The sequence below is a fragment of the Hymenobacter nivis genome (assembly GCF_006439025.1).
GTDB lineage: Bacteria > Bacteroidota > Bacteroidia > Cytophagales > Hymenobacteraceae > Hymenobacter > Hymenobacter nivis_A.
In genome coordinates this window covers 130,979-154,686 of sequence record NZ_RCYZ01000002.1, presented here as the reverse complement: position 1 = coordinate 154,686, position 23,708 = coordinate 130,979, and the positions used below count along the sequence as shown (strand labels likewise).

At 66.6% G+C, this 23,708-nt stretch carries 21 protein-coding genes; 8 read left to right on the top strand and 13 right to left on the bottom strand.

Features of this window, described 5'->3' with window-relative positions; all coding sequences use genetic code 11:
- Nucleotides 1-79: 79 nt before the first annotated feature.
- From glf to EAH73_RS05140, 5 genes are all read right to left on the bottom strand, one after another.
- Entirely contained in the window at nt 80-1,255 is a 1,176-nt protein-coding gene (glf, locus tag EAH73_RS05160) for a UDP-galactopyranose mutase (protein ID WP_140465433.1), read from the bottom strand.
- Between the two features lie 65 nt (nt 1,256-1,320).
- A complete protein-coding gene (locus tag EAH73_RS05155; protein WP_140465432.1) occupies nt 1,321-2,553 on the bottom strand; it encodes a glycosyltransferase family 1 protein in 1,233 nt (410 codons plus the stop codon).
- A 138-nt stretch (nt 2,554-2,691) separates the two neighbouring features.
- Entirely contained in the window at nt 2,692-3,252 is a 561-nt protein-coding gene (locus EAH73_RS05150) for a GNAT family N-acetyltransferase (RefSeq protein WP_240047147.1), read from the bottom strand.
- Complete coding sequence (dapF, locus tag EAH73_RS05145) at nt 3,252-4,061, bottom strand: diaminopimelate epimerase (protein ID WP_140465431.1); 810 nt, start codon at nt 4,059-4,061, stop codon at nt 3,252-3,254. The genes EAH73_RS05150 and dapF overlap by 1 nt, the downstream gene beginning before the upstream one ends.
- A 265-nt stretch (nt 4,062-4,326) precedes the next feature.
- Nucleotides 4,327-6,243: a peptidoglycan D,D-transpeptidase FtsI family protein gene (locus EAH73_RS05140; RefSeq protein ID WP_140465430.1), complete on the bottom strand. Its 1,917-nt coding sequence runs from the start codon at nt 6,241-6,243 to the stop codon at nt 4,327-4,329.
- Between the two features lie 218 nt (nt 6,244-6,461).
- Between EAH73_RS05140 and EAH73_RS05135 the strand changes: the two genes are divergently transcribed.
- The gene (locus EAH73_RS05135) at nt 6,462-7,346 is read left to right on the top strand and encodes a class I SAM-dependent methyltransferase (RefSeq protein ID WP_140465429.1); all 885 of its coding nucleotides are present in this window, start codon (nt 6,462-6,464) and stop codon (nt 7,344-7,346) included.
- A gap of 5 nt (nt 7,347-7,351) precedes the next feature.
- Here EAH73_RS05135 and EAH73_RS05130 read toward each other — a convergent pair whose 3' ends face one another.
- Nucleotides 7,352-7,765, bottom strand: a complete 414-nt coding sequence (locus EAH73_RS05130; protein ID WP_140465428.1) for a hypothetical protein — start codon at nt 7,763-7,765, stop codon at nt 7,352-7,354.
- Nucleotides 7,738-8,046, bottom strand: a complete 309-nt coding sequence (locus EAH73_RS05125) for a hypothetical protein (RefSeq protein ID WP_140465427.1) — start codon at nt 8,044-8,046, stop codon at nt 7,738-7,740. Before EAH73_RS05125 ends, EAH73_RS05130 begins: the two co-directional genes overlap by 28 nt.
- Nucleotides 8,047-8,140: 94 nt before the next feature.
- On the opposite strand from EAH73_RS05125, the gene EAH73_RS05120 reads away from it, so the two are divergent.
- The gene (locus EAH73_RS05120) at nt 8,141-9,088 is read left to right on the top strand and encodes a phosphatase (protein ID WP_140465426.1); all 948 of its coding nucleotides are present in this window, start codon (nt 8,141-8,143) and stop codon (nt 9,086-9,088) included.
- A 109-nt stretch (nt 9,089-9,197) separates the two neighbouring features.
- Here the strand turns inward: EAH73_RS05120 and EAH73_RS05115 are convergent, their stop codons facing one another.
- The gene (locus EAH73_RS05115) at nt 9,198-10,283 is read right to left on the bottom strand and encodes a putative zinc-binding metallopeptidase (protein WP_140465425.1); all 1,086 of its coding nucleotides are present in this window, start codon (nt 10,281-10,283) and stop codon (nt 9,198-9,200) included.
- Between the two features lie 270 nt (nt 10,284-10,553).
- Here EAH73_RS05115 and EAH73_RS05110 point away from each other — a divergent pair, with 270 nt between their 5' ends.
- From EAH73_RS05110 to EAH73_RS05100, 3 genes are all read left to right on the top strand, one after another.
- Nucleotides 10,554-12,011 carry a circularly permuted type 2 ATP-grasp protein gene (locus EAH73_RS05110; protein ID WP_140465424.1) on the top strand — a complete coding sequence of 486 codons (1,458 nt, stop codon included), beginning with the start codon at nt 10,554-10,556 and terminating at the stop codon, nt 12,009-12,011.
- 66 nt (nt 12,012-12,077) lie between these two features.
- Nucleotides 12,078-13,013: an alpha-E domain-containing protein gene (locus EAH73_RS05105; protein WP_140465423.1), complete on the top strand. Its 936-nt coding sequence runs from the start codon at nt 12,078-12,080 to the stop codon at nt 13,011-13,013.
- Nucleotides 13,014-13,025: 12 nt separating this feature from the next.
- Nucleotides 13,026-14,000, top strand: coding sequence for a transglutaminase domain-containing protein (locus tag EAH73_RS05100; protein ID WP_140465422.1), 975 nt, complete (start codon nt 13,026-13,028; stop codon nt 13,998-14,000).
- 124 nt (nt 14,001-14,124) lie between these two features.
- Here EAH73_RS05100 and EAH73_RS05095 read toward each other — a convergent pair whose 3' ends face one another.
- The 3 genes from EAH73_RS05095 to EAH73_RS05085 all read right to left on the bottom strand — a co-directional run bounded on the left by EAH73_RS05095 (nt 14,125) and on the right by EAH73_RS05085 (nt 16,507).
- Complete coding sequence (locus EAH73_RS05095) at nt 14,125-15,468, bottom strand: M56 family metallopeptidase (RefSeq protein ID WP_140465421.1); 1,344 nt, start codon at nt 15,466-15,468, stop codon at nt 14,125-14,127.
- Nucleotides 15,465-15,899 carry a BlaI/MecI/CopY family transcriptional regulator gene (locus EAH73_RS05090; protein WP_140465420.1) on the bottom strand — a complete coding sequence of 145 codons (435 nt, stop codon included), beginning with the start codon at nt 15,897-15,899 and terminating at the stop codon, nt 15,465-15,467. Before EAH73_RS05090 ends, EAH73_RS05095 begins: the two co-directional genes overlap by 4 nt.
- Before the next feature lie 185 nt (nt 15,900-16,084).
- A complete protein-coding gene (locus tag EAH73_RS05085; protein ID WP_140465419.1) occupies nt 16,085-16,507 on the bottom strand; it encodes a two-component system response regulator in 423 nt (140 codons plus the stop codon).
- Between the two features lie 509 nt (nt 16,508-17,016).
- Between EAH73_RS05085 and EAH73_RS05080 the strand changes: the two genes are divergently transcribed.
- Nucleotides 17,017-18,081 (top strand): Ldh family oxidoreductase, encoded by a 1,065-nt coding sequence (locus tag EAH73_RS05080; protein ID WP_140465418.1) that lies wholly within the window; start codon nt 17,017-17,019, stop codon nt 18,079-18,081.
- A 93-nt stretch (nt 18,082-18,174) separates the two neighbouring features.
- Here EAH73_RS05080 and EAH73_RS05075 read toward each other — a convergent pair whose 3' ends face one another.
- Together EAH73_RS05075 and EAH73_RS05070 are read right to left on the bottom strand one after the other, a co-directional pair.
- The gene (locus tag EAH73_RS05075) at nt 18,175-19,017 is read right to left on the bottom strand and encodes a murein L,D-transpeptidase catalytic domain family protein (RefSeq protein WP_140465417.1); all 843 of its coding nucleotides are present in this window, start codon (nt 19,015-19,017) and stop codon (nt 18,175-18,177) included.
- Nucleotides 19,018-19,195: 178 nt separating this feature from the next.
- Nucleotides 19,196-20,059, bottom strand: coding sequence for a murein L,D-transpeptidase catalytic domain family protein (locus EAH73_RS05070; protein ID WP_140465416.1), 864 nt, complete (start codon nt 20,057-20,059; stop codon nt 19,196-19,198).
- A gap of 231 nt (nt 20,060-20,290) precedes the next feature.
- On the opposite strand from EAH73_RS05070, the gene hscA reads away from it, so the two are divergent.
- Together hscA and EAH73_RS05060 are read left to right on the top strand one after the other, a co-directional pair.
- On the top strand, nt 20,291-22,165 hold the full coding sequence (gene hscA / locus EAH73_RS05065) for a Fe-S protein assembly chaperone HscA (protein ID WP_140465415.1): 1,875 nt from the start codon (nt 20,291-20,293) through the stop codon (nt 22,163-22,165).
- 86 nt (nt 22,166-22,251) lie between these two features.
- Nucleotides 22,252-23,637, top strand: coding sequence for an O-antigen ligase family protein (locus EAH73_RS05060; RefSeq protein ID WP_140465414.1), 1,386 nt, complete (start codon nt 22,252-22,254; stop codon nt 23,635-23,637).
- Nucleotides 23,638-23,708 lie beyond the last annotated feature (71 nt).

The following is a 23,708-nucleotide window of genomic DNA, read 5'->3' as shown; positions in this document are numbered from 1 at the left end:
CCGCCCCAAACAAAAAGCTCCGCCAGATTGGCGGAGCTTTTTGGCAGCAGTGAATTAGGGCCCCAGAGGCCCCGGCGGGCTATGCTTTGGGGGCGCGGCTCACCAGCTTATCCACCAGGGCAGTGCTGCCCGATATGGCGGGGCGGGCGGGCTTGCTGGCTTCCTCCTTTTCTGTCAGGCGCTTGTATAGCGTCAGGGCCTGGGCCACTACTTGGTCCATGTTGTAGTACTTGTAGGTGGCGAGGCGGCCCACGAAGTGCACGTTGGGGGTTTCGTCGGCCAGCTTCTTGTACTTGTTGTACAGCTCGGCGTTTTCGGGCTGGGGCACGGGGTAGTAGGGGTCGCCCTCGGCCTGCGGGTACTCGTACACGATGGCCGTTTTGCTGTGCTCCTGGCCGGTGAGGGCCTTAAACTCGGTGATGCGGGTGTATGCGTGCTCGTTGGGGTAGTTCACCACGGGAGCCACCAAATGCTTCTCCTTGCTCAGGGTTTCGTGCTTGAACTCGAGCGAGCGGTAGGGGAGCTTGCCGAACTGGAAGTCGAAGTACTCGTCCACGGGGCCCGTGAAAATCATTTCCTTGAAGGGAATGAAGTCCATGATTTCGTGGTAATCCGTGTTCAGCATCACCTTGATGTTCGGGTGGTCGAGCATCTTCTCAAACATCCGGGTGTAGCCGTGCAGCGGCATGGCCTGGAACGTGTCGGTGAAGTAACGGTCGTCGCGGTTGGTGCGGGTGGGCACGCGGCTGGTCACGCTCTTGTCCAGCTGCGAGGGGTCGAGGCCCCACTGCTTGTTGGTGTAGTTCTTGAAGAATTTATTGTAGAGCTCGCGGCCAACTTTGCTCACCACCACGTCTTCCGACGTTTTGATAACCGGCACGTCCTCAGCTACCGACTCGAAAAATTGGTCCAGTTCGAAGCTATTGAGCTTCAGGCCGTACAGCGAGTTGATGGTATCCAAGTTGATGGGCATCGGCACGAATTGGCCATCAACCGAGGCGAGCACGCGGTGCTCGTAGGGACGCCAGTCGGTGAAGTTGCCCAGGTAATCAAACACATCCTTCGAGTTGGTGTGGAAGATGTGGGGGCCGTACTTGTGGATCAGGATGCCGTCCTCGTTGTAGTGGTCGTAGGCGTTGCCGCCGATGTGGTTGCGCTTGTCGATGACGAGCACCTTCTTGTTGCTGCGGGTGGCCAGCCGCTCGGCCAGCACGCTACCGGCAAATCCGGCCCCTACTATGAGGTAATCAAACATACGGAGAGTAGAAAAGAGGGAGGATTATAGAGGAAAATACGTGTTTTGAGGTACTGTGCGGCTGCTTATGCCACGGTTGCAGCAGCCATGCCAACGGGCGCTGAAGCCTTGGCAGCCAGGCGGTTTTGCATCAGGTCCACCATTTGCTGCCAGGTCTGGTCCCACGAGATGGTGGCCAGGTATTCATCGGTGCGGCGGCGCCAGTCGGCGTCGTCGCGCTGGGTGAGGGCCCGGCCGATGGCCGCGCCAAAGGCGTCGGCATCGGCAGCGATCTGCACCAAGCCAAGGTCTCCGTAAGGACGCACCACATCGCGAATGGGCGTGCTCACCACGGGGTTGCCAGCGGCCAGGTACTCAGGGGTTTTGGTGGGCGAGATAAACTTGGTGCTTTCGTTGTCGGCGAATAGCAGCGTCGCCACATCCCAACCCTTTAAGTAGGCCGGAAGTTCTAAATAATCCTTGCCGCCCAAGTAATGCACGTTGGCTGGGCGTGGCAGGATGGCAGGGTCAATCTTTACCACCGGCCCAATGATGACAAATTGCCACTCGGGGTGGGCAGCGGCCAGTTGGCCCAGCAGCTCAATATCCAGCCGCTCGTCTACCACGCCGAAGAAGCCGACGCGCGGGTGGGCAATGCCGGCCTGGTCGGCGGGCTCGGCCATGGGGCCCCGGGCCTGCCCGAAGTGGGCCTTGTCGATGCTGCTGGGAAAGGGGTGCGCGTCGGGGTGTTGCTCGCGCTTAGCTTCGTAGATGGTCATGCCGCCGGTGAAAACCAGGTCGGCGCGCTCGAACAGCTCCTGCTCGCGCTGGCGTAGCTCGGGCGGGGCAAACTTGAAAGCCGCCAGCTCGTCCATGCAGTCGTACACCGTCAACACGGGCTTGAAGTGACGCGACTTGTTCAAGGCCATCGGCGTGTAGTACCAGAACACGTAGCGGCTAATGCCCTGCTCGGCGAAGTACTGGCTCAGCAGCCCGGCTTGGATTTCGTCGGCCTCGGCTGCCGACAGGCCGGCCGGCAAGTGGGCCACCACCACGCGCAGGCCGTTTTGGCGCTCCTTAATTTCGAGGTGCGGCGCTACCTGGTCGGGGTGGTAAAAGGCATCCTCAACGTAGAACACGCGGCCGTGCTGGGCAAAGCGCGAGAGCAAGTGCTGGGGGCGCTGCCACACGAAATCCCAGTGCAAGTGCGCAAAGCACACGAGGTCGGGCAGGGCGTAGGGGGTTACGGTAGGGGCAGCAGCAGCCTGCGGCAGCGCGGCGGGGCGTGCAGCAACCTCCGCCAAAGCAGCGTGGGGCATGGGAAACGACAAGAAGAAGATGCGGAACTGCGAATAATATAATTGCCGATAACCGGCCTAGCGTGCAGCGTTGCTTTATTATACGGGCCCCGGGGTCAAAAGGATACGCCCGGCGGGCGGCGGCGCGGGGGGGCCGGCTCAGCCGGCGGGCGACAACACGAGCTGTAGCTCCACGGCATCGAGCCACTGGCCCGGCGCGGGGCCCCGCAGCCAGGCCCGCCGGGTGCCCACCCGCCGAAACCCCGCCGCCCGGAACAGCCCCAGGCTGGCGCGGTTAGCTGCCGCTACGGTGCAGTGCAGCTGGTGCAGGTGCAGCACGTCGCGGGCGTGGGCCACCAGCAGCGCGAGGGCGTGCTGGGCGTAGCCCTGCCGCCGCGCGGGGCCCAAAATAATTATGCCGACGGCCGCCCGCTGGTGCAGAGGCTCGAAGTTGAACAGGTCGACCACCCCCACCTGCTGCCCCCAATCGTACGAATCGGCGACGAGGCGCAGCTGGCGCACCTCGTGGAAGTCGGCGGTGGCGTGCTTGAGGTACTCGCGCAGGGCGTGGCGCGACACGGGGGCCAGCGTGTCGGACACGGCCCACACGGCGGGGTCGTTTTCCAGGGCGTAGAGGAACTCGAGGTCGTCGGGCTCCAGGGCCCGCAGCACCACCCGGGGCCCCGCCGCGGGCCCGGGCCCGGCAAGTGCGGCGGCCACTACAGGCTGATTTCGCCGCCGAACACGCGCACGGCGGGCCCGCTCAGCCACACGTCGGCGAAGCCACCGCCGGGCTGCGCCTGGAAGGCTACTTCGAGCAGGCCCCCGGGGGTTTGGAGGCGCACGGGCGAGGCCGCACCGCGCTGCGAGGCGGCCAGGGCCACGGCCGTGACGCCGGTGCCGCAGCTCAGGGTTTCATTTTCCACGCCGCGCTCGTAGGTGCGCACCGGCCAGGGATGGGCGGGGTCGGCGGGCACCTCCACGAAGTTCACGTTCACGCCGGCCGGGTCGTAGGCCTGATCGTAGCGGATGTCGTGGCCCGCGCCGTACACGTCGAACTCGGCCAGCGTGTAGCCCTCCTCGGCGTCGAGGAAGTGCACGTGGTGGGGTGAGCCGGTGTGCACAAACACGTCCGCCTCCCCTACTTCGGCCAGCTGCGGGGCGGCGGCGTCAATCATCTTCAGGCGCACGGTGCCGTCGGCTTCCACGCGGGCGGCGTGGGGCCCGTCCACGGCCAGAAAGTAGGCGTCGTCGGCGACGACGCCCAGGTACTTGGCGAAGGCCACCAGGCAGCGGCCGCCGTTGCCGCACATGGTGCTAGGGTGGCCGTCGGCGTTGAAGTACACCATCTCAAAATCGTAGCCTTCGCGGTTGCGCAGCAGCATCAGCCCATCGGCCCCAATGCCAAAGCGGCGGTCGCAAAGCCGTGCAATGCGGGCGTGGTCGGCGGTGTCGAACTGCGCGGCGCGGTCGTCGAAGATGACGAAGTCGTTGCCGGTGCCTTGGTATTTATGGAACGTGAGGGTCATGGGGCCGGGGTTTGCACAAATTTCGGCAAGCCGGGCCAATGTTGCGCACTCGTTACGCAAGTATTGGCACGAGTACCAGCACAAAGCTTACGGCCGGGGCCCCTAACGTCAAGTGCTGCACCGGGCCACGGCCCAGGCCACACCCGCCACGGCCAGCAGCGTGCCCAGCCGCAGCACTAAAAACACCCACGCGGGCAGTTCCGGGTCTTTGCGAATGCCAAACATACTGGCTTATACGGGCCCCGCGGCCAAGCCGACGGGAACGCTACCGGCCTTCGGGCGCGGCCACCGGAGGCACGGCAATCGGCGGCACCACCGGCGCGGGCGGCGGGCGCTTGCGGCCCAGGCGGTGCGCCAGCTCGTAGGACCGGCCGCGGTACTGCATGCGGCGCTCCCAGCGCTTGCGGCGGGGGGCAATGCTGCCGCGCAGGTATTTCTCGATGACCAGGGCGGCGCAGGGGGCCGCGGCGGTGGCCCCGAAGCCGGCGTTTTCGAGGTACACGGCCACCGCGATTTTGGGGTTTTGGGCGGGGGCGAAGGCCACGAATGTGGCGTGGTCGTCGCCTTCATCGTTCTGCACGGTGCCCGTTTTGCCGGCGATGGTGATGCCCACATCGGCCAGGCTGGAGGCCTCGGCGGTGCCGCCGCGGTGCATCACGGCCAGCATGCCGGGTACCAGGGCCTCGAGGTTGGCGCTGTCGACGAGGGTGTGGTGCTTTACCAAAAAGCGCGGCAGGGGGCCCCCGGTGCCCACGCCGCGCACAAAATGCGGCGTGTAGTACCAACCCCGATTGGCGATGATGGCCACCATGTTGGCCATTTGCAGGCCCGTGAGGTTGATTTCGCCCTGCCCCACGCTGAGCGAGTAGATGGAGCGAAACCGCCAGTTGCGGGTGTGCCGCGCCTTATCGTAATAAGCCGGCGTGGGCAGAAAACCGGCCTGCTCGCGGGGCAGGTCCACACCGAGCAGCGTGTCGAGCCCAAACGACTGGGCGTAGCGCTGCCACTGGGCCAGGTTGGCGTGGCGGGCCCCCACGGTGTCGGCCACCAAGCTGTCGGGCACGTGGTCAATCACGGCCCGCATGGTTTGGTAGAAGTACGGGTTGCAGCTGTATTGCAGGCCCAGGGTGAGGGTGCGGGCCTCCGGGTGGTGGTGCACGCAGCTGATGAGCGACTGGTCGCACGGGAACCCGGTGCCGGGCGTGATGGCCCCGAGCTGCAAGGCAATAGCGGCGTTAACGAGCTTGAACACCGAGCCGGGCGGATTGGCCAGCACGGCAGGCCGGTTCAGCAGGGGCAGGTCTTCGTTTTCGAGCAGTTGGCGGCGCACGCCGGCCTGGTCGGGGGCGGTGAGGGCAGCCGGCGCGTAGGTGGGGGCCGACACCGAGCAGAGGATTTCGCCGGTGCGCGGGTCGAGAGCCACGAGGTAGCCCTTGCGGCCGCCCAGCAGGCTTTCGGCGTAGGCCTGCAGCTTGGCGTCGAGGGCCAGGTGCAGGTCCTGCCCGTCCTGGAAGGCCGTGTCGGGGGCCCAGCTGCCGTGGCGCCCGCCGGCCGCGTCCACCAGCGGGTGCAGGTAGCCGCGGTGGCCGGTCAGCAGGCCGTTGTAGTAGGTTTCGACGCCGCCGTTGCGCAGGCGGTAAAACCGGCCGCGCCGGTACTTTACTATCTGGTTGATAAAGGGTTGGGCGTTAGCGGCCTGGTAGCCCAGTACCGGGGCGGCCGTGCCCACGGTGTAGGTGCGGCGCTCGGCTTCGGCCAGGGCCAGCTCGGGCCACTCGGCCTGGTGGCTGCGCACGCGCTCGGCCTCGGCCGGGGTGAGCACGAGCTGGATGGGCCCCGGGGTGCGGGCCCCGGGGTAGGGCCGGGCCTCGGCCAGGCGGCGCACCAAGGTGCTATCGGGCCAGCCCAGCAGGTCGTTCAGGGCCACGGTGGTGGCCGAATCGAGGCCCGGGCGCTGCGGCACGGCCAGCAGGTAGTTCAGCCGGGTGTCCACCAGCACCGAGTCGTGGCGGTCGAGGATGCGGCCGCGATGGGTGGGTGCGGCGGTTACCTCGCGGCGGCGGGCGTAGGTTTCGGCGGCTTCGTCGGCGGCCGGGCCGGAGGGCGACGAGCACGCACCCAGCCCAAGCCCCGCGAGCACTAGCCAGCCACAAACCGTTATCAGCCAATTTTTTCCAGCCATTTTCTAAAGTTACGCCCCCTTTCGCTCGACTTACGCACCAGTTCGGTGAATGAGGCCCAGCGCCTTACGAGTGGCCCCCGGTAACGGATAAAGCGGCCGGAGGTTTTTTCGACACCGTTTTGCCAGGAACCCCACTACATACGAGGAGCCGCGCCGAATAGCTTGACCCGGGCGGCGCTGGGGCCCCGGGGGTCCGCCCCTACCTTTGCGGCCTGCTTATGTACGACTTCCTCACCACCTCGCCCTGGCCCGACTACGAGCTGATTGATTCCGGTAATTTCCAGAAGCTGGAGCGCTTCGGCCCCTACGTGCTGGCCCGGCCCGAGCCCCAGGCCATCTGGGACCCGCACCTGCCGCTGAGCGAATGGGAACGGGCCGACGCCGCCTTTGCTAGGGCCCCCGGCAGCACCGAAAAGGGCCAGTGGCGCCTCAAGCCCGCCATGCCCGAGCAATGGGTAATTGCCTACGAGCGGCCCGACGGCTTGCGGCTCAAGTTTCGGCTGGGCCTCTCGTCGTTCAAGCACGTGGGGCTATTTCCGGAGCAGGACCCCAACTGGCAATTTATTTACAACCAGACCAAAGCGCGCCGCGCCGCCCAGCCGCGGGTGCTGAACCTGTTTGCCTACACCGGGGCCGCCACCCTGGCCGCCCGCGCCGCCGGGGCCGACGTGACGCACCTCGACTCGGTGAAGCAGGTGAACTTCTGGGCCCGCGACAACATGGAGGCCAGCCGGCTCGACGGCGTGCGCTGGCTGGTGGAAGACGCCATGAAGTACGTGCGCCGCGAGGTGAAGCGCGGCAGCAAGTACCAGGGCCTCATCCTCGACCCGCCCGCCTACGGCCGGGGCCCCAACGGCGAGAAGTGGCAGCTGGAGGACGAACTCAACGAGCTGCTCAAACTCAGCCAGCAGCTGCTCGACCCCGCCGACCACTTCTTCGTGGTGAACCTGTACTCGCTGGGCTTCTCGGCGCTGATTTTGGACAACCTGACCACGGCCATCTTCCCGGGGCCCAAAGCGGTGCGCGAGCTGGGCGAAATTTACCTGCACGACGCCGGCCAGCGCAAGCTGCCGCTGGGCACGTTCTGCCGGTTCGCGAATTAGCCGTTCTAGTCCGGGGCCCCCGGGGGCCCCGGCGGACGGTTCAGCCAGTAGTGGAAGCCCAGGGTGCCGGCCGCGTAGGCTAGCACGTCGAGCGGGTCGGCCACGGCCCGGGCCGACCACAGCGGCAGCAGGCCCTCGAACCACACCGATACGCCGAGCCACGCGCCCACCAGCCACGCGCCAGGCAAAGTGCCGCGCGGGGCGATGAGCCAGCGGTGCGCCGCTAGCGCCAGGCCCAGCATAAGGGGCAGGGCCAACAGATCGGCCAGGTGCGCGGTAATCAGGGCGGGCAGCGGCCAGTGCAGCCAGTGCCTATTCAGCCACAGCCCCCCGTAGAGGCCGGCCGCGCCCAGCAGCAGCGGGTGGCGCAGCGCTGGGGCCCCACCCACGGCTAGGCGGCGATGGCCGTGGCCACCCACACAAAAAACGAGAGCAGCGCGATGAACAGCAGCTGCCCGCCCCGCCCAATCCACTTAAAAAAGGACAGCACGGGGCCGTCTTCGGGCCGAATTTCGATGAGGCGCACGGCCGATTTCTGCTGCTGCGCCGCCACCACGGCGGCGGCTTCGGCGCGCTGGTGGGCCTGCGGGTCGAGCAGGTGGCCGCAGTGCGTGCAGCGGTCGGTGGGCCGCAGCCCCCACTCGGACCACTGCTGGCAAAAGGGGCACTTTTTGGTGGAAACGAGCGGAGTAGCGGCCATTGCGAGGGCATACGCAGGCGGCCAAAGGGGCGTTGCGTGCCGCTAGCCGGCTTACTTTGCGCCTGCCCGCCGCCGGGCCCCTATTCTGCACCGCATGCCCACGCCCCGCCGCCTCGCCCTCATCGACATGGGCACCAACACGTTTCACCTGCTGATTGTGGAGCTGCCCGCCGCACCCGGCCAGTCGCCCCGCGAGCTGCTGCGCACCAAGGCCGGCGTGCGCCTGGGCGAGGGCGGCATCAGCAAGGGCGAAATTGCGCCCGCGCCCTACGCCCGCGCCCTGCACACGCTGGCCGGCTTCAAGGAAGAAATGGAGCTGCACGGCGTGACGCAAGTGCGCGCCACGGCCACCAGCGCCATGCGCGTGGCCCGCAACGGCCCGGCCCTGGTGCGTGAAATTGCCGACCAGTTCGGCATTGAGGTAGAGGTGATTGCCGGCGGGCGCGAGGCCGAACTGATTTGGAAAGGCGTGCGCCAGGCCGTGCCCCTGGGGCCCCAGCGCCAGCTGATTATGGACATCGGCGGCGGCTCGGTGGAGTTCATCATCGCCAACGACCACGAGATTTTCTGGAAGCAGAGCTTCGAGCTGGGGGCCCAGCGCCTGCTCGACCAGTTCTTTCCCGACCCCAGCGGCGTGCTGCCCGCCGCGGCCGTGGCCGCCGAGCAAGCGTATTTTGATACCGTGCTGGGGCCCCTGGTGGCGGCCGTGAACGAGCTGAAACCCGTGGGCCTGGTGGGCGCCTCGGGCAGCTTCGACAGCCTGGCCGACATGCAGCTCGGCCGCCTGCGCACGGAGAAGGAGCTGCCGCCCCGCACCGAATTGGCCCTCAGCAGCTTCCAGCACAGCTACGCCCAAATGCTGAGTCGCGACCACGCCCAGCGCCTGGAGCTGCCCGGCATCCTGCCCATGCGGGCCGACATGCTGGTGGTGGCCGCTGTGCTCATCGATTGGGTACTGGGCATCAGCGGCATCACGCAAATCCAAACCTCGGCCTTCGCCCTGAAGGAAGGACTACTGGCCGAGATGCTGGAGGCGAAGTAGACCGTAGCGTGGACGCTGCGAGTCCGCGGCTCTCGCTTCGTCCTGCCGATTAATAGTTGGGCGACCGGGCAGCGCCGCGGACTACAAAGTCCGCGCTACAGTACTGGCGCTACCCGGCCTTGGCGGCGCGGCAGACCCTGTGGATGAACGCCAGCTTGGGCACCACCGCCGGGCCGATGACGAACGGGTACGGGTCGGGCTGGCCCATGCTGCGGTTGAGGCTGTTCATGGCGAAGGTGAGGGGCAGCCACGCGGCCATGATGGGCTCGAATTCCTCCTCCGAGTACGGGTCGGGGATGGTGGCGCGCAGGTGCAGCTCGGGATCTACGCCGCGCGGGGCCACGCGCAGGCCGTAGGCGTGGGCGGTTTCCAGCGTGTCCATGATGTGCAGGTAGTGGGCCCAGGTTTCGGCCCAGTCTTCCCAGGGGTGGGTGGTGGCGTAGGCGCTGATGTGGGTGGCCATCCAGTCGGGCGGGGGGCCCTGGGCGTAGTGCTTTTTCAGGGCCTCGGCGTAGTCCTCCCGGTCGTCGCCGAACAGCGCGCGGCACTCCTTTAAGAAGGGCGTTTTGTCAATCAGCCGGTCCCAGTAGTAGTGGCCCACCTCGTGGCGGAAGTGGCCGAGCAGCGTGCGGTAGAGCTCGTCCATCGACTTGCGGGCCATTTCGCGCTCGATGTCGTCAGCCTCGGCGATATTGATGGTAATCAGGCCATTGTCGTGGCCGGTGAGGATGCGCTTGTCGGGCTCGGGGCCCTCGTCGGCCTTGAAGTCGAACCAGAGGCCGGTTTTGGGCGCCACGTGCTTGCTCACCACCGGCAGGCCCAGGCGCAACAGGCTGTACACCAGGCGGTGCTTGGCCACCTCCAGGCGCTGCCAGCGGCCCAGGTACTCGGGCTGGCTTAGGTCGGGGATGGTGCGGTTGAGGGCGCAGGCCGCGCAAAACGGCGTAGGGGCCCCCACCGGCACCAGCCAGTTGCAGGCCTGGTAGCCGTGGTTGGCGCAGTACACGTAGCCCGGGGCCGCGGGCGGCGCGCCGTAGAGGTGCACCGTGCCCTCGGTGGGGGCCCCGGGCGTGGCCACTAGCGGCTCCAAGGCCAGCTTCTCGGCCTGGAAGCCCAGCGGGTAGTGGCACTTTTCGCACCGGTTGTTTTCGAGGTAGAGCAGCTGGCCGCAGTGGCGGCAGGTAAAAAGTTTCATGGCAAGGCGGGGGAAGGGGGGCGCGGGGCCCGGTGCGCTTACGTTTTTGGGCCGGGGCCCGCCGGGGCCGGTGGCCATTTTGCGTTATTTTATTTTTTTTAAGCTGGGCCATCATTTTAGGGGCCCCGGCCGTAATTATTACATCTTTTCCTGGCCCAGCCCATTTTATTTTGGGGCCCTTGGCGAATTACTGGCCAGTCGTCGCTAGTTTGCCCCTCCGCTGGGCCCCATTTGGCCTGGCGCCCTTGCTTTAACTAACCCGCCCCACTTATGTCGGCCAACGCGCTGCTTCGCTCTTACCAGGAACAGGCCCACGTGTGGGACGAGATGTTCAGCGCCGGGGGCATCCGGCCCGAGTACCGGCAATTTGTGGCCGCCCTCGAAACCCTGGAAAGCCAGGAAATGACCCACAAAGACGAGCTGGCCAAAAAGCTCTTCATGAGCCAGGGCATCACCTTCACGGTGTACAGTGACGGCGAGGGCATCGAGAAAATCTTCCCCTTCGACATCATTCCGCGCATCATCAAGCACGCCGAGTGGACGACCATCGAGGCCGGCATCAAGCAGCGGCTCAAGGCGTTGAACATTTTCCTGAAGGACATTTACCACCAGCAGTTCATCATCAAGGACGGCATCATTCCGGCGGCGCTGGTGTACTCGTGCCCGCAGTTTTTGCGCGAGATGGTGAACGTGCACGTGCCGCACGACGTGTACACCCACGTGGCCGGCGTGGACCTGATCCGCGACCACGACGGCGAATTTTACGTGCTGGAGGACAACCTGCGCACGCCGTCGGGCGTGTCGTACATGCTCGAAAACCGGAGCATCACCTACCGCATCTTCCCCGACCTGCTGCCTAAAAACAACGTGCAGCCGGTGAAGGACTACCCCGACCTGCTGCTGCGCAACCTGCTGGCCCTGGCCGACCGCCAGGTGAGCGAGCCTACGGTGGTGCTGCTCTCGCCGGGCATTTTCAACTCGGCGTACTTCGAGCACAGCACGCTGGCCCGCCTCATGGGCATCCGGCTGGTGGAGGGGCGCGACTTGCTGGTGCACAACCACTTCGTGTACATGAAAACCACCAAGGGCCTGGCCCGGGTGGACGTCATTTACCGGCGCGTGGACGACGAGTTTCTCGACCCGCTGGTGTTCCGGCCCGACAGCACCCTGGGCGTGCCCGGCCTGTACTGGGCCCACCGCAAGGGCAACGTGGCCATCGTGAACGCCATGGGCAACGGCGTGGCCGACGACAAGGCCGTGTACTGCTACGTGCCCGACATGATCCGCTACTACCTCAACGAGGAGCCCATCCTTAAGAACGTGCCCACCCACCAGATGGCCGACGCCGACGCCCGCCAGCACGTGTTCGAGCGCATGGACCGCATGGTGATCAAACGCACCAACGAGAGCGGCGGCTATGGCATGCTCATCGGCAGCGCGGCCACCGAGGAGCAGATGGACGACTTCCGCCAGGCCATCATCGCCGACCCGCGCAGCTTCATTGCCCAGCCCATCATCAGCCTCTCGGCCACGCCATGCTACATCAACGGGGCCCTGCAGCCGCGGCGCGTAGACCTGCGCCCCTTCGCGCTGTGCGGCCCCTCGGGCATCGACATCGTGCCCGGGGGCCTCACGCGGGTGGCCCTGCGCGAAGGCTCGCTGGTGGTGAACTCCTCGCAGGGCGGCGGCAGCAAAGACACCTGGGTGCTGGGGCCCGAAAACCACTAAGCGAACCGCCGGGGCCCCGGGGGCCGTTGGTTTTTGTTCGTTTTCACCGTTGATTATCAAGCACTAATGCTAAGCCGCGTTGCCGAAACCATTTACTGGCTGGCCCGCTACATGGAGCGCACCCACACCATGTTGCAGGTCGTCCGCATCCACTACATCGCCAAGCAGGACGAGCAGCACTACCCCGGCTGGCAAGCCCTGCTGCACAACTACGGCGACTTGAGCGACGCGGAAATTGAGGCCGTGGCGCCCTACACGGCGCGGGTGCTGCACCACTTGCTGCTCGACAAGGGCAACGGCGCCTCGGCCTTCAACGCCATTGGGCAGGGGCGCGAAAACGCCCGCGCCGTGCAGGACCACATCAGCAAGGAGGTGTGGCAGAGCCTGAACGACTTCTACCACGTCATTCGCCAGCCCGAAATCGCCCAGCAAATTCTGGCCGACGACCCCGTGTCGGGCATCGACGCGCTGCTGCGCCAAAACGTCATCTACGTCGGCACGGTGCAGAACGCCATGCCGCGCGACGAGGGCTACACGTTTCTGAGCCTGGGCAAATTTTTGGAGCGGGCCCTGCAAACGGTGGCCATCCTGCAGCTGCACCGCGCCGCCCTGATGCCCGACGCCGCCGAGGCCGCCGGGGGCCCCCAGGTGCGCTACCTGCTGCTGAGCCTCTACGGCTACGAGCAGTACGTGAAGACTTACAAGGGCCAGTTCAGCCCGGCCCACGCGCTGCAGTTTGCGGTGCACGACCCCGATTTCCCGCACTCACTGGCCTACGCCCTGGGCCAGCTCGTACGCTTCGGCGAGCGGCTGCTGGGCCGCACCGTGCCCGAGCACTACGAGCAGGTGCGCTTCCTGCTGGGCCGGGTGAAAACCAACGTGGAGTACCACCGCTTTGCCCCCGGCGACGCGCCCGCCCTCGACGCCTTTTTGCAGCAAACCCGCCAGGAGCTGCTCGACGTGGCCGCCGCCTTCGGCACGTATTACTTCGGCCACAGCTAATTTGCCCGCGCCATGCCTTCCTATAAAATCAAGCACCTGACGCGCTACGCCTACGGGGCCCCCGTGACCGACTGCACCAACCAGCTCATGATCTATCCGCTGGCCGATGACCGGCTGGAGGTGAAGAGCCAGGAGGTGGCCGTGACCGGCAGCCCCGACGTGGCCCTGTTCACCGATTACTTCGGCAACCAGGTGGGCGTGTTTTCGCTGGTGGCGCCCCACGCCGAGCTGCGCATCGAGTCGAACGTGGCCGTGGTGACGCACGCCATCCAGTTTCCGATGGACGAGGCCGACGCCCCCACCCAGTGGCGGCACCTGGCCGAGGTGGCGCACGAGGCGGCGTTCATCGACTTCCTGTACGTGGACAACCCGGCGCTGCAAGCCGAAATCCGGGGGGCCCTGGCGGGCGTGATTGACCTGAACGACAAGCCGCTGAAGAACGCGCTGGTGCTCTCGGAGTACGTGAACGAGCACTTCCAGTACGAGAAGGGCGTGACGAGCGTGGAAACCCCGACCGAGGAAATCTGGCGCCTGCGGGCCGGCGTCTGCCAGGATTTCACCCACCTGCTGCTGTTTTTGCTGCGCATGCACGGCATCCCGGCGCGCTACGTGAGCGGCTACGTGTGCCCCAAGGACGAGGGCGTGCGCGGCACCGGTGCCACCCACGCCTGGGTGGAGGCCTACATCCCGTTCTACGGCTGGCTGGGGCTGGACCCCACCAACAACTGCATCGTGAACGACGGGCACGTGCGCATGGCCCTCGGCCGCCACTTCGCCGACTGCACCCCCGTGAAGGGCACTTACAAGGGCACCGGGGCCCATACGCTGGAGGTGTCGGTGCACATCGAAAACGGCCACCCCCTCCCCACCGACGACTTCCCCGAAATGCCCGTGTACGTGCAGCAGGCCCCCCTGCCCAAAATCGCCGTCAACTCCTACCGCAAGTACACCGACTGGGAACAGCAGCAGCAACAACAGCAGCAATAGGGCCCCCAGCCCACCCAAAAGTTATCCACAAAACCTATGTGGATAACTGGATAACTTCCTAAAAGCCGGGCCCCGGCGCTGCGCAGCGCCGGGGCCCGGTTGGTTTTCTACCAGCGCCGCCGGCTTACGGCTGCCGTTCGAATTTGATGGGCACGGTGAAACTTACGTTCACCGGGATGCCGTCTTGGCGGCCGGGCAGGAAAGCGGGTAACTTAGTGACGGCCGTCACCACAGCCGCGTCGTAGGCGGGCCCCAGGCCTTTGATTATTTTGGGTTCTTTCACGGCGCCGTCTTTGGTCACAACGAAGGAAACGAATACCCGGCCGTCCTTTTGGTCGGCCGCGGCGAGTGTGGGGTACTGAATACTTTCCTGAATAGCCGTCACGATGCCGGCAACGCCATTCCCACTGGGCAGATGCGGCATTTCCTCCACGTACTGGTAAACCTTAGAGCCACCACTCAACTCGTTCAGGTGCGCTTGAGCGTCTGACGAGGCAACGGGCGGTGAGGGCGGCGGCACCATACCGGCCGGCGTTTGGACATCAGCGGCGGGCTGGCAGGCTACGGCCAGCAGGCCCGCCACAACGGGCAGGGCCAGCCACTGCTTCCAGCGGCGCACGGGGTGGGACGACTTTAACATGGCAATGCGGGTAAGGGTGAGGGAATGGGTGAAGGAATGCAGCAGCGGCAGCGGCGCCTCGGGCAGCGTGATGCGGCGGGTGGCCAGCCGGGCCAGCAGCGTGGCGTAGGCCGTGGGCCCAGGCTGGGGCCCTGCGGCGGCGGGTGCGTTGGTTTCGGCTAGCGCAGCGCGGTCGGCCAGCAGCTCGTGGGTGAGGGCCAGGGCACGTACCAGCGGGTAGATGAAGGGGTTGAACCAGAGCACGGCGCGCCAGCTTTCCAGCCAGAGCACGTCGTAGGTGTGGCCCTGGCGCACGTGGGCCGCCTCGTGGGCCAGCACCTGGGCGGCCTCGGCGGGCGCGAGGGCGGCCGTATCGTCCCAAAAAATGGTGCGCCCGAACGAACTGGTGGGCAGCCGGCCGCCAGTGTGGGCCAGCGCGTAGTCCGGCCCCGCGGTGCGGGGCAGGCCGCGGGTGGCCCGGTGCAACCGCCCCAGCCGCCACGCCAGGCGGCCCAGGCCCAGCGCCACGCCGGCCGCGTACAGCCACACCAGCGGCGAAACCCCGCCCCAGTCCGCCGCCCAGCCGCTGGCCTGCACGTGCAGCGTAGGCAACACAAATGCCGGCGCGGCCCCAGCCGCCGTGGGGGCCCCGGGGGCCGGGGCGCTGGCCAGCCACCCCAGCGCGGGGCGCGGCAGCAGCGGCAGCCCGGCCGCCACCAGCGGCGCCAGCAGCAGGAACACGCGGTTGTAGCCGAAGCAGCGCTCGGCGCGCAGGGCCCCGCGGTACAGGGCCCAGGCGGCGCCGAGCCCCAGCACGGAGCCCAGCATCCAGGTCAGCAAGTCGTTCATGGTTGCGGAGCGTTAGGGGTGGCAGCAGAATCTGGAGCGGCGGGCGTATCGTCGTCGTCAGCCCCACCGGCCTGGGCTTGGCGGAGCAAGGCGTCGAGGGCGGCGGCGTCGAGGTTTTCCTCTTGGGCAAAAAAGGAGAGCAGCCGGCTGAACGAGCCGCCGAAGTGCCCGCCCAGCAGCTTGCGCAGCGAAAAGCGGCGGTAGTCGTCCTGCCCTACTAGGGCGTGGTAGCGGTGCGTGCGCCCAAAGGCCTCGTAGCCCACGAAGCCCTTTTGCTCCAGGATGCGCACGATGGTGGACACCGTGGTGATAGCCGGCGCCGGGGCCGGTAGGGCCCCCTGCACGTCCTTGACGTAGCTGGGGCCCTCGCGCCAGAGGATTTGCATCACCTGCTCCTCGGCGCGGGTAAGTTCGGGAAAGGAAGGGTTCATGGACAGCAGGAATCAGTATGAAAGCAAATATCAACTAATATTTTAGTTAATTAACTAAAATATTAGTTGATATAGTTAAATAGCTGACCTACAGCAAATAAATTTTCAACTCTGCTGGTATATGGGCGCAATTATTCGACCGACGCCACCACGCTGCCGCCCGGTGTCACCGTCACTGGGGCCCCTTAGGCCGCGTCGGGCAGCTCCCGCTGGAAGTGCTGCTGGAGCAGGGCGTTGATTTTGGCCCGGGTCAGGGGCTTGCTGATGAGGCCGGACACGGCCTGCGACTGCTGCAAGTCGCCCAGGTCGCGGCCGAGCAGCGTGGTGGTGAGCAGGATGATGACGATTTTCGAAGCCGGCGGGTCGGGCTGGAACGCCTCCAGGAAATCAATGCCGTTCATCACGGGCATGTTCACGTCCAGCAGAATAAGCGCGGGGCACGCCGCCCCGACGGGTGCGCAGGTGCGGGCCAGCACCTCCAGGGCCTCCGCGCCGTTAGTGGCCACCAGGCACTCCTCCGTTACGCCCAGGGTGCGCAGTAAGTGCTCGTTGAGGAAATTGGTGGTGGGGTCGTCGTCGACCAACAAAACGCTGGGTAGCTTCTGCATAAACACACGTACTGGGGCCCGGGGCAGCGGGAAGTCCACTATATAGATAAATGGTACTATCCGGGGCAAGATACGGTAAATAGGGAATCGACGCCAGCGTTCCCCAGGAACAGGACCAACGGTGTTGTCTGCCCCCTGCTCTGCCCCGTAATACCCGCTGCCCAGGCCCAGCGCAGACGTGCGGGCCGCGCTGGTAGCCCGCCTCGCCGCCCTGGATGTCTAAAAAGACCTGGATCCACGGTTGCGGCAAACGCCTAAAAAGCTGTTTGAGCTATTTAAGAACGGTCATACAGAGCGCAGCGCAGCACGACCGTTTCAGGCGAGATTTCCACCAACTCAAACAGCTTCTAAACGCCGGTCTGCTGGCGCCGCGGGGCCGCCCCGGTGTTCCCGAGCCGTCCGGCACGCTGGGCGAAACGGGCGCGGCCCCGGGGCCCCAGCCGGCCGCGCAACGGCCCTCGGGGCCGCATCTTTGCGGGGCACCGCCCACCCGGGCGTGCCCCTTCACCATGCCCACTTTTGCCTACAACGAGCTTTTTGCGTTCACCGAGCGCGTATTCCAGGCCATCGGCTGCCCCGAGGCCGACGCCACCCTGGCCACTGAAACCCTGCTGGCGGCCGACCTGCGGGGCGTCGATTCGCACGGCGTGGCCCGGCTGGTGGGCTACGTGCGCCTCTGGGAAGCCGGCCGCATCAACGCCGCGCCGCGCGTGGCCGTTAGCTACGAAACGCCCAGCACGGCGGTGGTAGACGGCGACGGCGGCCTGGGCCTGGTGGTGGGGCCCCGGGCCATGCGCGTGGCCATCGAGAAGGCCCAGCAAGTGGGCACCGGCTGGGTGTCGGTGAAGAACTCCAACCACTTCGGCATTGCCGGCTACCACGCCATGCTGGCCCTGGCCCACGACATGATCGGGGTGGCCATGACCAACGCCTCGCCCCTGGTGGCCCCCACCTACTCGCTCGACCGGCTGCTGGGCACCAACCCCATTGCCGTGGCCGTGCCCGCCGGCGAGCAACCCGATTTTGTGCTCGACATGGCCACCACCACCGCCGCCAACGGCAAGCTCGAAATTGCGCAGCGCAAGGGCCTGCCCCTGCCCGAGGGCTGGGCCCAAACCGCCGACGGCCGCCCCAGCACCGACGCCAACGCCGTGAAGGACGGCGGGGCCCTGCTGCCGCTGGGCGGCGCCACCGGCTCGCACAAGGGCTACGGCCTGGGCGCGGTGGTCGACATTTTTTCGGCCGTGCTAAGCGGGGCCAACTACGGGCCCTGGGTGCCGCCGTTTGTGGCGTTTTTGCAGCCCTCGGCCAACCCGGTGGGTCAGGGCCTGGGCCACTTTTTTGGGGCCATGCGGGTCGATGCGTTCCGGCCAGCCGATGAATTTAAAGCGCACATGGACAACTGGATAACCACCTTCCGCCAGGCCCACGCCGTGGAAGGCAAGCAAGTGCTCATCCCCGGCGACCCCGAGCGCGACACCGCCGCCCACCGCCTGCTCGACGGCATCCCACTGCTCGACGCCGTGGTGCAGGACCTGCAAGGCGTGGGCGTCAAATTTGGCGTGAAGCTATAGGGCCCCAAGGCGGCCCGTAACAACAGAAAAGAGGCCTTGCGCACGGTGCGCAAGGCCTCTTTTCTGTTGTCTATTGTTGCTAACCGGCTGGCTCTACACCTGCGGCGCGGCGGCCGTCAAGGCTTGCATGGCCACGTGCTGGTTGAGGAATTTCGAGTTGTAGCCAGCGTTCGACTTATTGATGAACAAGCACGTGCCGCCGTTCACGGCGTCGATGATCTGGGCGTACTGGTCCATGGGCAGCGCGGGGCAGCCGAGGCTGCGGCCCAGGCGGCCGTTCTGGCGAATGAAGTCTTCGCTCACGTATTCCGCGCCGTGCATCACCACTGAGCGCATGGCGGCGTTCGTGTTGAAGCCTTCGTCGAGGCCCTGGAGGCGCAACGAGTGGCCGTGCTTGCCCTGGTACTCGCTGCCCGTCACATAGAAGCCGAGGCTGCTCATGTTGCTGGCGTCGGTGTTCGAGAAGTTGGTGGCCTGGTTCTCGCCCGAGTTGTGGCCGTGGGCCACCAGGGTGTGGAAAATGATTTGCTGGCTGGCCAGGTTCACCACCCACAGGCGCTTTTCAGTACTGGGTAGGTCGAAGTCCACCACCGTCAGTAGCTGCTTGTTATCAGCCAAGCGGCCGCCTTCTTTCAGGTTGAGGTAACCGGTCATGGCTTTCTCAAACACCTCAAACTTCAGGCCCTGGGCCTGGGCCCCGAGGGCGTCGTAGGTTTCGTGCAGCTTTAGGTCAAACAGCAGCGCTTTGGTGGGCGCCACGCGGGCGGTCTGGTGCGTGCTCACGATGGTATTGCCCGCCAGCGAACGGCTCACGGGGCCCGCTACGGGCGTGGCGAGGAACAGCGCGGCCAAGAAGGGCAACACGCGCCGCACGGCGCGCTTGGTGCGCCGGTAGCGGCGCTGGCGCAGAACAACGCTAACATGATGCTTTTCCATAGACGAATGCAATCTGTTGAATAACAAGGACGAATTGATAAGCAAATTAGCCCGAAAAGGCTAACCAGTAGCAAGTCATCCAAGGCATATACGCAAAAAAAGCGGCGGTGGAGGAATGCAGATTTAGGTAAACCCCAAAATCAGCCAAAACATTCCCGGTGGAGTACCGGCCAGGCCCCTAACCCCAGCCGCGGGCCAGATAACGGCGGGTGGCCACGGGCCCATCCAGCCAACGCGAGTGCAGCCCCGGGCCACTTAGCAGCAGCGTGGTGCCGCCCTGCACGGTGCTGATGATGGCCTTGAATTGCTCGGGCGGCAGGGCCGGGCAGCCGCGGCTGTAGCCCAGGTGGCCGTGCTGGCGCACGTAGGCGGGGCTGGCGTAGTCGGCGGCGTGCAGCACCACGTAGCGGTTGTAAGCGTTGGCATTTTCGCCTTTGTCGAGCCCCTCCAGGCGGCGCGAGTAGCCGTGGATGCCGTCGTAGCTGCCCGCCGTGCGGTAGAAGCCCAGCGACGTGCACGCCGATGCCTCTTTATTAGAAAAGCGGCGCGCGCGCAGGTGGCCCGAGCCTTCGCCGTGGGCCACCAGGCTGCGGTGCAACACTTTGGCATTTTTCAGGTCGAGCACCCACAGGCGCTCCTCGGTGTTGGGCAGGTCCATGTCGGCCACGGCCAGCAGGCCAGCGCGAAAGCTGGGGTCGGTGCGGCGCAGGGTAAGGTAGCCCACGCAGGCCTGCTCGAGCACGGCGGGGCGCAGGGCGGCGGCCTGGGGCCCCAGGGCCGCGTGCAGCTGGGCAATGGCCCGGCGCAGGGTGTCGGGCACGTCGGCCACGGCGGGCACGGGCGTGAGCACCAGCGAGTCGGGCAGCGCGGCCGGGGCCCCCAGGGGCAGCACCGCCGGGGGCCCGGCCGCGGCGGCGGCTTGCAGCGCCACGATGGCCGGCGGCACCGCGGTGGCGGGCACATCGGTGGGCCGCTGGCAGCCGGCGGCGCCCAAAAACACGGCCAGGGCCGCGCCGGTTAGCAAAGCGGGAAAGTGCATCATATCCCGAAACTACGGCTCCCCGGCAGGAAAACCGGCGGCGGGGCGCTAGTTTTTCTTGCTTTCATGCAACGGGACCGGCCGCCGCCAACCCCAGCCCGGGCCGCGCCGTTGGACTAGGGGCCCGGCCCCGCCCGCGGCGCCGGGCGTATTTTTGGGCCCGCCCCGGCCGACGCCGGGCCGCTTGCTTCTTCGCTTTTTTTCGTGCCGCCTCCGCTGCGGCGTTTTGCTCTTATGGCCAAAGTCGCCATCAACCTCGCCACCGGGGCCCTCCAGCAGGAGGAGCTCATTGTCGGCATCGACCTAGGCACCACCAACAGCCTGGTGGCCTACGTGCACCCCGAAACCCGCCAGCCGCTGGCCATCAACGACCTGGGCCGCGGCACCATCGTGCCCTCGGTGGTGCACTTCCCCGCCGACGGCCACGACCCGGTGGTGGGCACCGACGCCAAGGAATTCCTGCTCACCGATCCGCAGCGCACCATTTACTCGGTGAAGCGCCTGCTGGGCAAAAGCTACCGCGACCTGGGGCCCCACGCCGGCCAGCTGGGCTACAAGGTGATTGACGACAACGCCGAGGGCTTGGTAAAAATCCGCGTCGCCGACCGCTTCTACTCGCCCATCGAGCTGTCGGCCGACATCCTGCGCGAGCTGCGCGCCCGCGCCGAGCACGCCCTCAAAACGCCCGTCAACCGCGCCGTTATTACTGTGCCGGCGTACTTCAACGACTCGCAGCGCCAGGCCACGCGCGACGCCGGCCGCCTCGCCGGCCTGGAGGTGCTGCGCATCGTGAACGAGCCCACCGCCGCCGCCCTGGCCTACGGCATCGGCCTGAGCCCCGACGAGGAAAAAACCGTGGCCGTGTACGACCTCGGCGGCGGCACGTTCGACGTGAGCATCTTGCGCATCCAGCAGGGCATTTTTGAGGTATTGAGCACCAACGGCGACACGTACCTGGGCGGCGACGACTTCGACCGCGCCATTGCCGAGCACTGGCAGGCCACGGCCGGCCTGCCCGCCGCCTTCGCCACCGACCCGCACTTGCAGCAGCAGCTGCGCCTGGCCGCCGAAATGGCCAAGCGCTACCTCAGCCAGCACGACGACTTTACGACCCAGCTCACCGACGCGGCCGGCGCGGTGCTCCCAGTCACGCTCACCAAGGCGCAGTTCAACGAGCTGGTGGGGCCCCTGGTGGCGCGTACCATCGCCGCCTGCCGCCAGGCCGTGGCCGACGCCCAGCTGGACCTGGGGGCCCTGGACGCGGTGCTGCTCGTGGGCGGCTCGACGCGCGTGCCGCTGGTGTTCGACGAGGTATCGAAGTTCTTTGGCCAGCCGGCCAACAACTCGCTGAATCCCGACGAAGTGGTGGCGCTGGGCGCGGCCATCCAGGCCGACATCCTGGCCGGCAACCGGCGCGACGTGCTGCTGCTCGACGTGACGCCGCTCACGCTGGGCATCGAGACGCTGGGCGGCCTGCTCGACCCCATCATTCCGCGCAACTCGAAGATTCCGACTAAAGCCGGGCGCCAGTACACGACGAGCATCGACGGGCAGGTGAACCTGAAAATTGGCGTGTACCAGGGCGAGCGGGACTTGGTGAGCCAGAACCGCAAGCTGGGCGAGTTCATTTTGAGCGGTATCCCGGCCATGCCCGCCGGCTTGCCCAAGGTGGACGTGAACTTCCTGCTCAACGCCGACGGCATCCTGCAGGTGGAGGCCATCGAGCTGCGCTCGAACACGCGCCAGCAGGTCGAAATCAAGCCCCAGTACGGCCTTACCGACGAGCAGGTGGAGCAGATGCTGATGGACTCGCTGGTGAACGCCAAGGACGACGTGGCCGCGCGCCTGCTCATCGAGGCCCGCACCGCGGCCGAGCAGCTGCTTTACCAGGTCGAGAACTTCACCCGCAAAAACCGCGCGCACCTCACCGAGGAGGAGCTGGCCGCCACCGGGGCCCAAGTGGAGCGCGTGCGCGAAGCCCTGGCCGGCACCGAGCGCGACCCCATCCTGAAGCGCATGGACGAGCTGGACGAGCTGACGCGGCCCTACGCCGAGCGGGTGATGAACATTTCCATCCAGCAGGCCATGGCGGGCAAGAAGATCGGGTAGCAGCGCGGTTGGCCGGCGGTGTGCTTTCTTGCGGCTCGCTGGCCGTGCCCGCGCCCCGTTTTAATCCTTGCCGCCCGATTATCGACATGATTTCTCCGCGTTTTCGCTCGCTGCTGCTGGGGCTGTTCTATGCTGCCCTGGCCAGTTTGCCGCTGTCCGTCAACTGGCTTTCGCCCTGGGGGCATTTCGGGCTAATGGTGGCCGCCGAGCCCCTGATGGTGGTGGCCGTGGGCCTGGCGGGCCTGGGCGTGCTGGCCGGGTGGGTGGCCCGGCCGGGGTCCCTCTCGTTGCTTGATAAGCTGGTGGGGCTGCACCTGGGGGCCCTGCTGCTGGCCACGGCTTGCTCGAGCGACGTGCGGGTATCGGCCAAATACGTGGCCACGGTGCTGGTGTTTGTGGGCTTTGGCTACGGCGTGCCACGGGTGCTGCGCCTGGGCCGCCGCGAGTGGCAGCGGGCGGGGGCGGCGCTGGGCGCGGGCACTGCCGCGCTGGCGCTGTTTGTGCTGGCGCGCCACGTGCAGCTGGGCATCTCGTACGCGCTGTCCTACGCCATTGCGCAGCCGTTTTTGCCGCACGGCCACACCAACCTGACGGTGCTGCTCGAGCCCCTGGTGCTGGCCCTGAGCCTGGGGCTGCTGCTGCTGCCCCGGGCCCAGGCCCCCCGCGGCCGCCTGCTGGCCACGGCCCTGCTCGCCGCCGTGCTGATGGTGGTGGCGTTTTCCTACTCGCGGGCTTCTTACGTGTCGCTGGCGGTGCAGGCGGTGCTGCTGCTGGTGCTGCTGGGCCGCCCGGCCGTGGCGCGGCTGTGGCTGCCCTGGGCGGTGGCCGGGGCCCTGGTGCTCGGCGCGTGGCAGGGCATTACGTGGCGGCTGGCCCCGTCTGCGCCGGCCCCCGTGGCGGTAGCCAAGGGCCCCGGCGCGGGGCCTCTGGCGGACCCAGACAAGCCCCCCACCCTACTGCACGAGCTGGGCTCGGTGAGCGACTTCACGCCCGCCAACGAGTCGAACGCCGAGCGCCTCAACCGCTGGAAGTACGGCTTGGTGATGTACCAGCAGACCCCGGTGCTGGGCATCGGGCCCGGTACGTTTCCCGACCGCTACCTCGATTTCATGACCCGCACGACCGCCCACGACCGGCGGCACCCCACCTTCTTCTACACCACTTTCCGCCGCATGAACGTGCACAACCTCTACCTCGGCTGGCTGATCGAGGCCGGGGCCCTGGGGCTGCTCACGGGCCTGCTGGTGCTGGGCTACGCGGTGGTGCGCCAGCTGCGCCGCGTGTGGCACGGCGAGCGGTCGGCGCTGGACGTGGGCCTGGCCCTGTACTTCGTCTTCTTTTTATTGCATTCCTTTGCCCAGGATTTCTGGCAGGAGCCGCGGGTGATTGTGGTGTTTTGGCTGGCCGTGAGCTTGCAATGCTACGCCGCCCGCGCCGCTAGGGCCCCCGCCGAGGCTCCCCTACAAGCGTAGCGGAATTGCTGGCCTTGTGCTTAAAGCTTGTGAGTTAAAACACTGTTTGCATGAGCCTTAACCTCTGACTC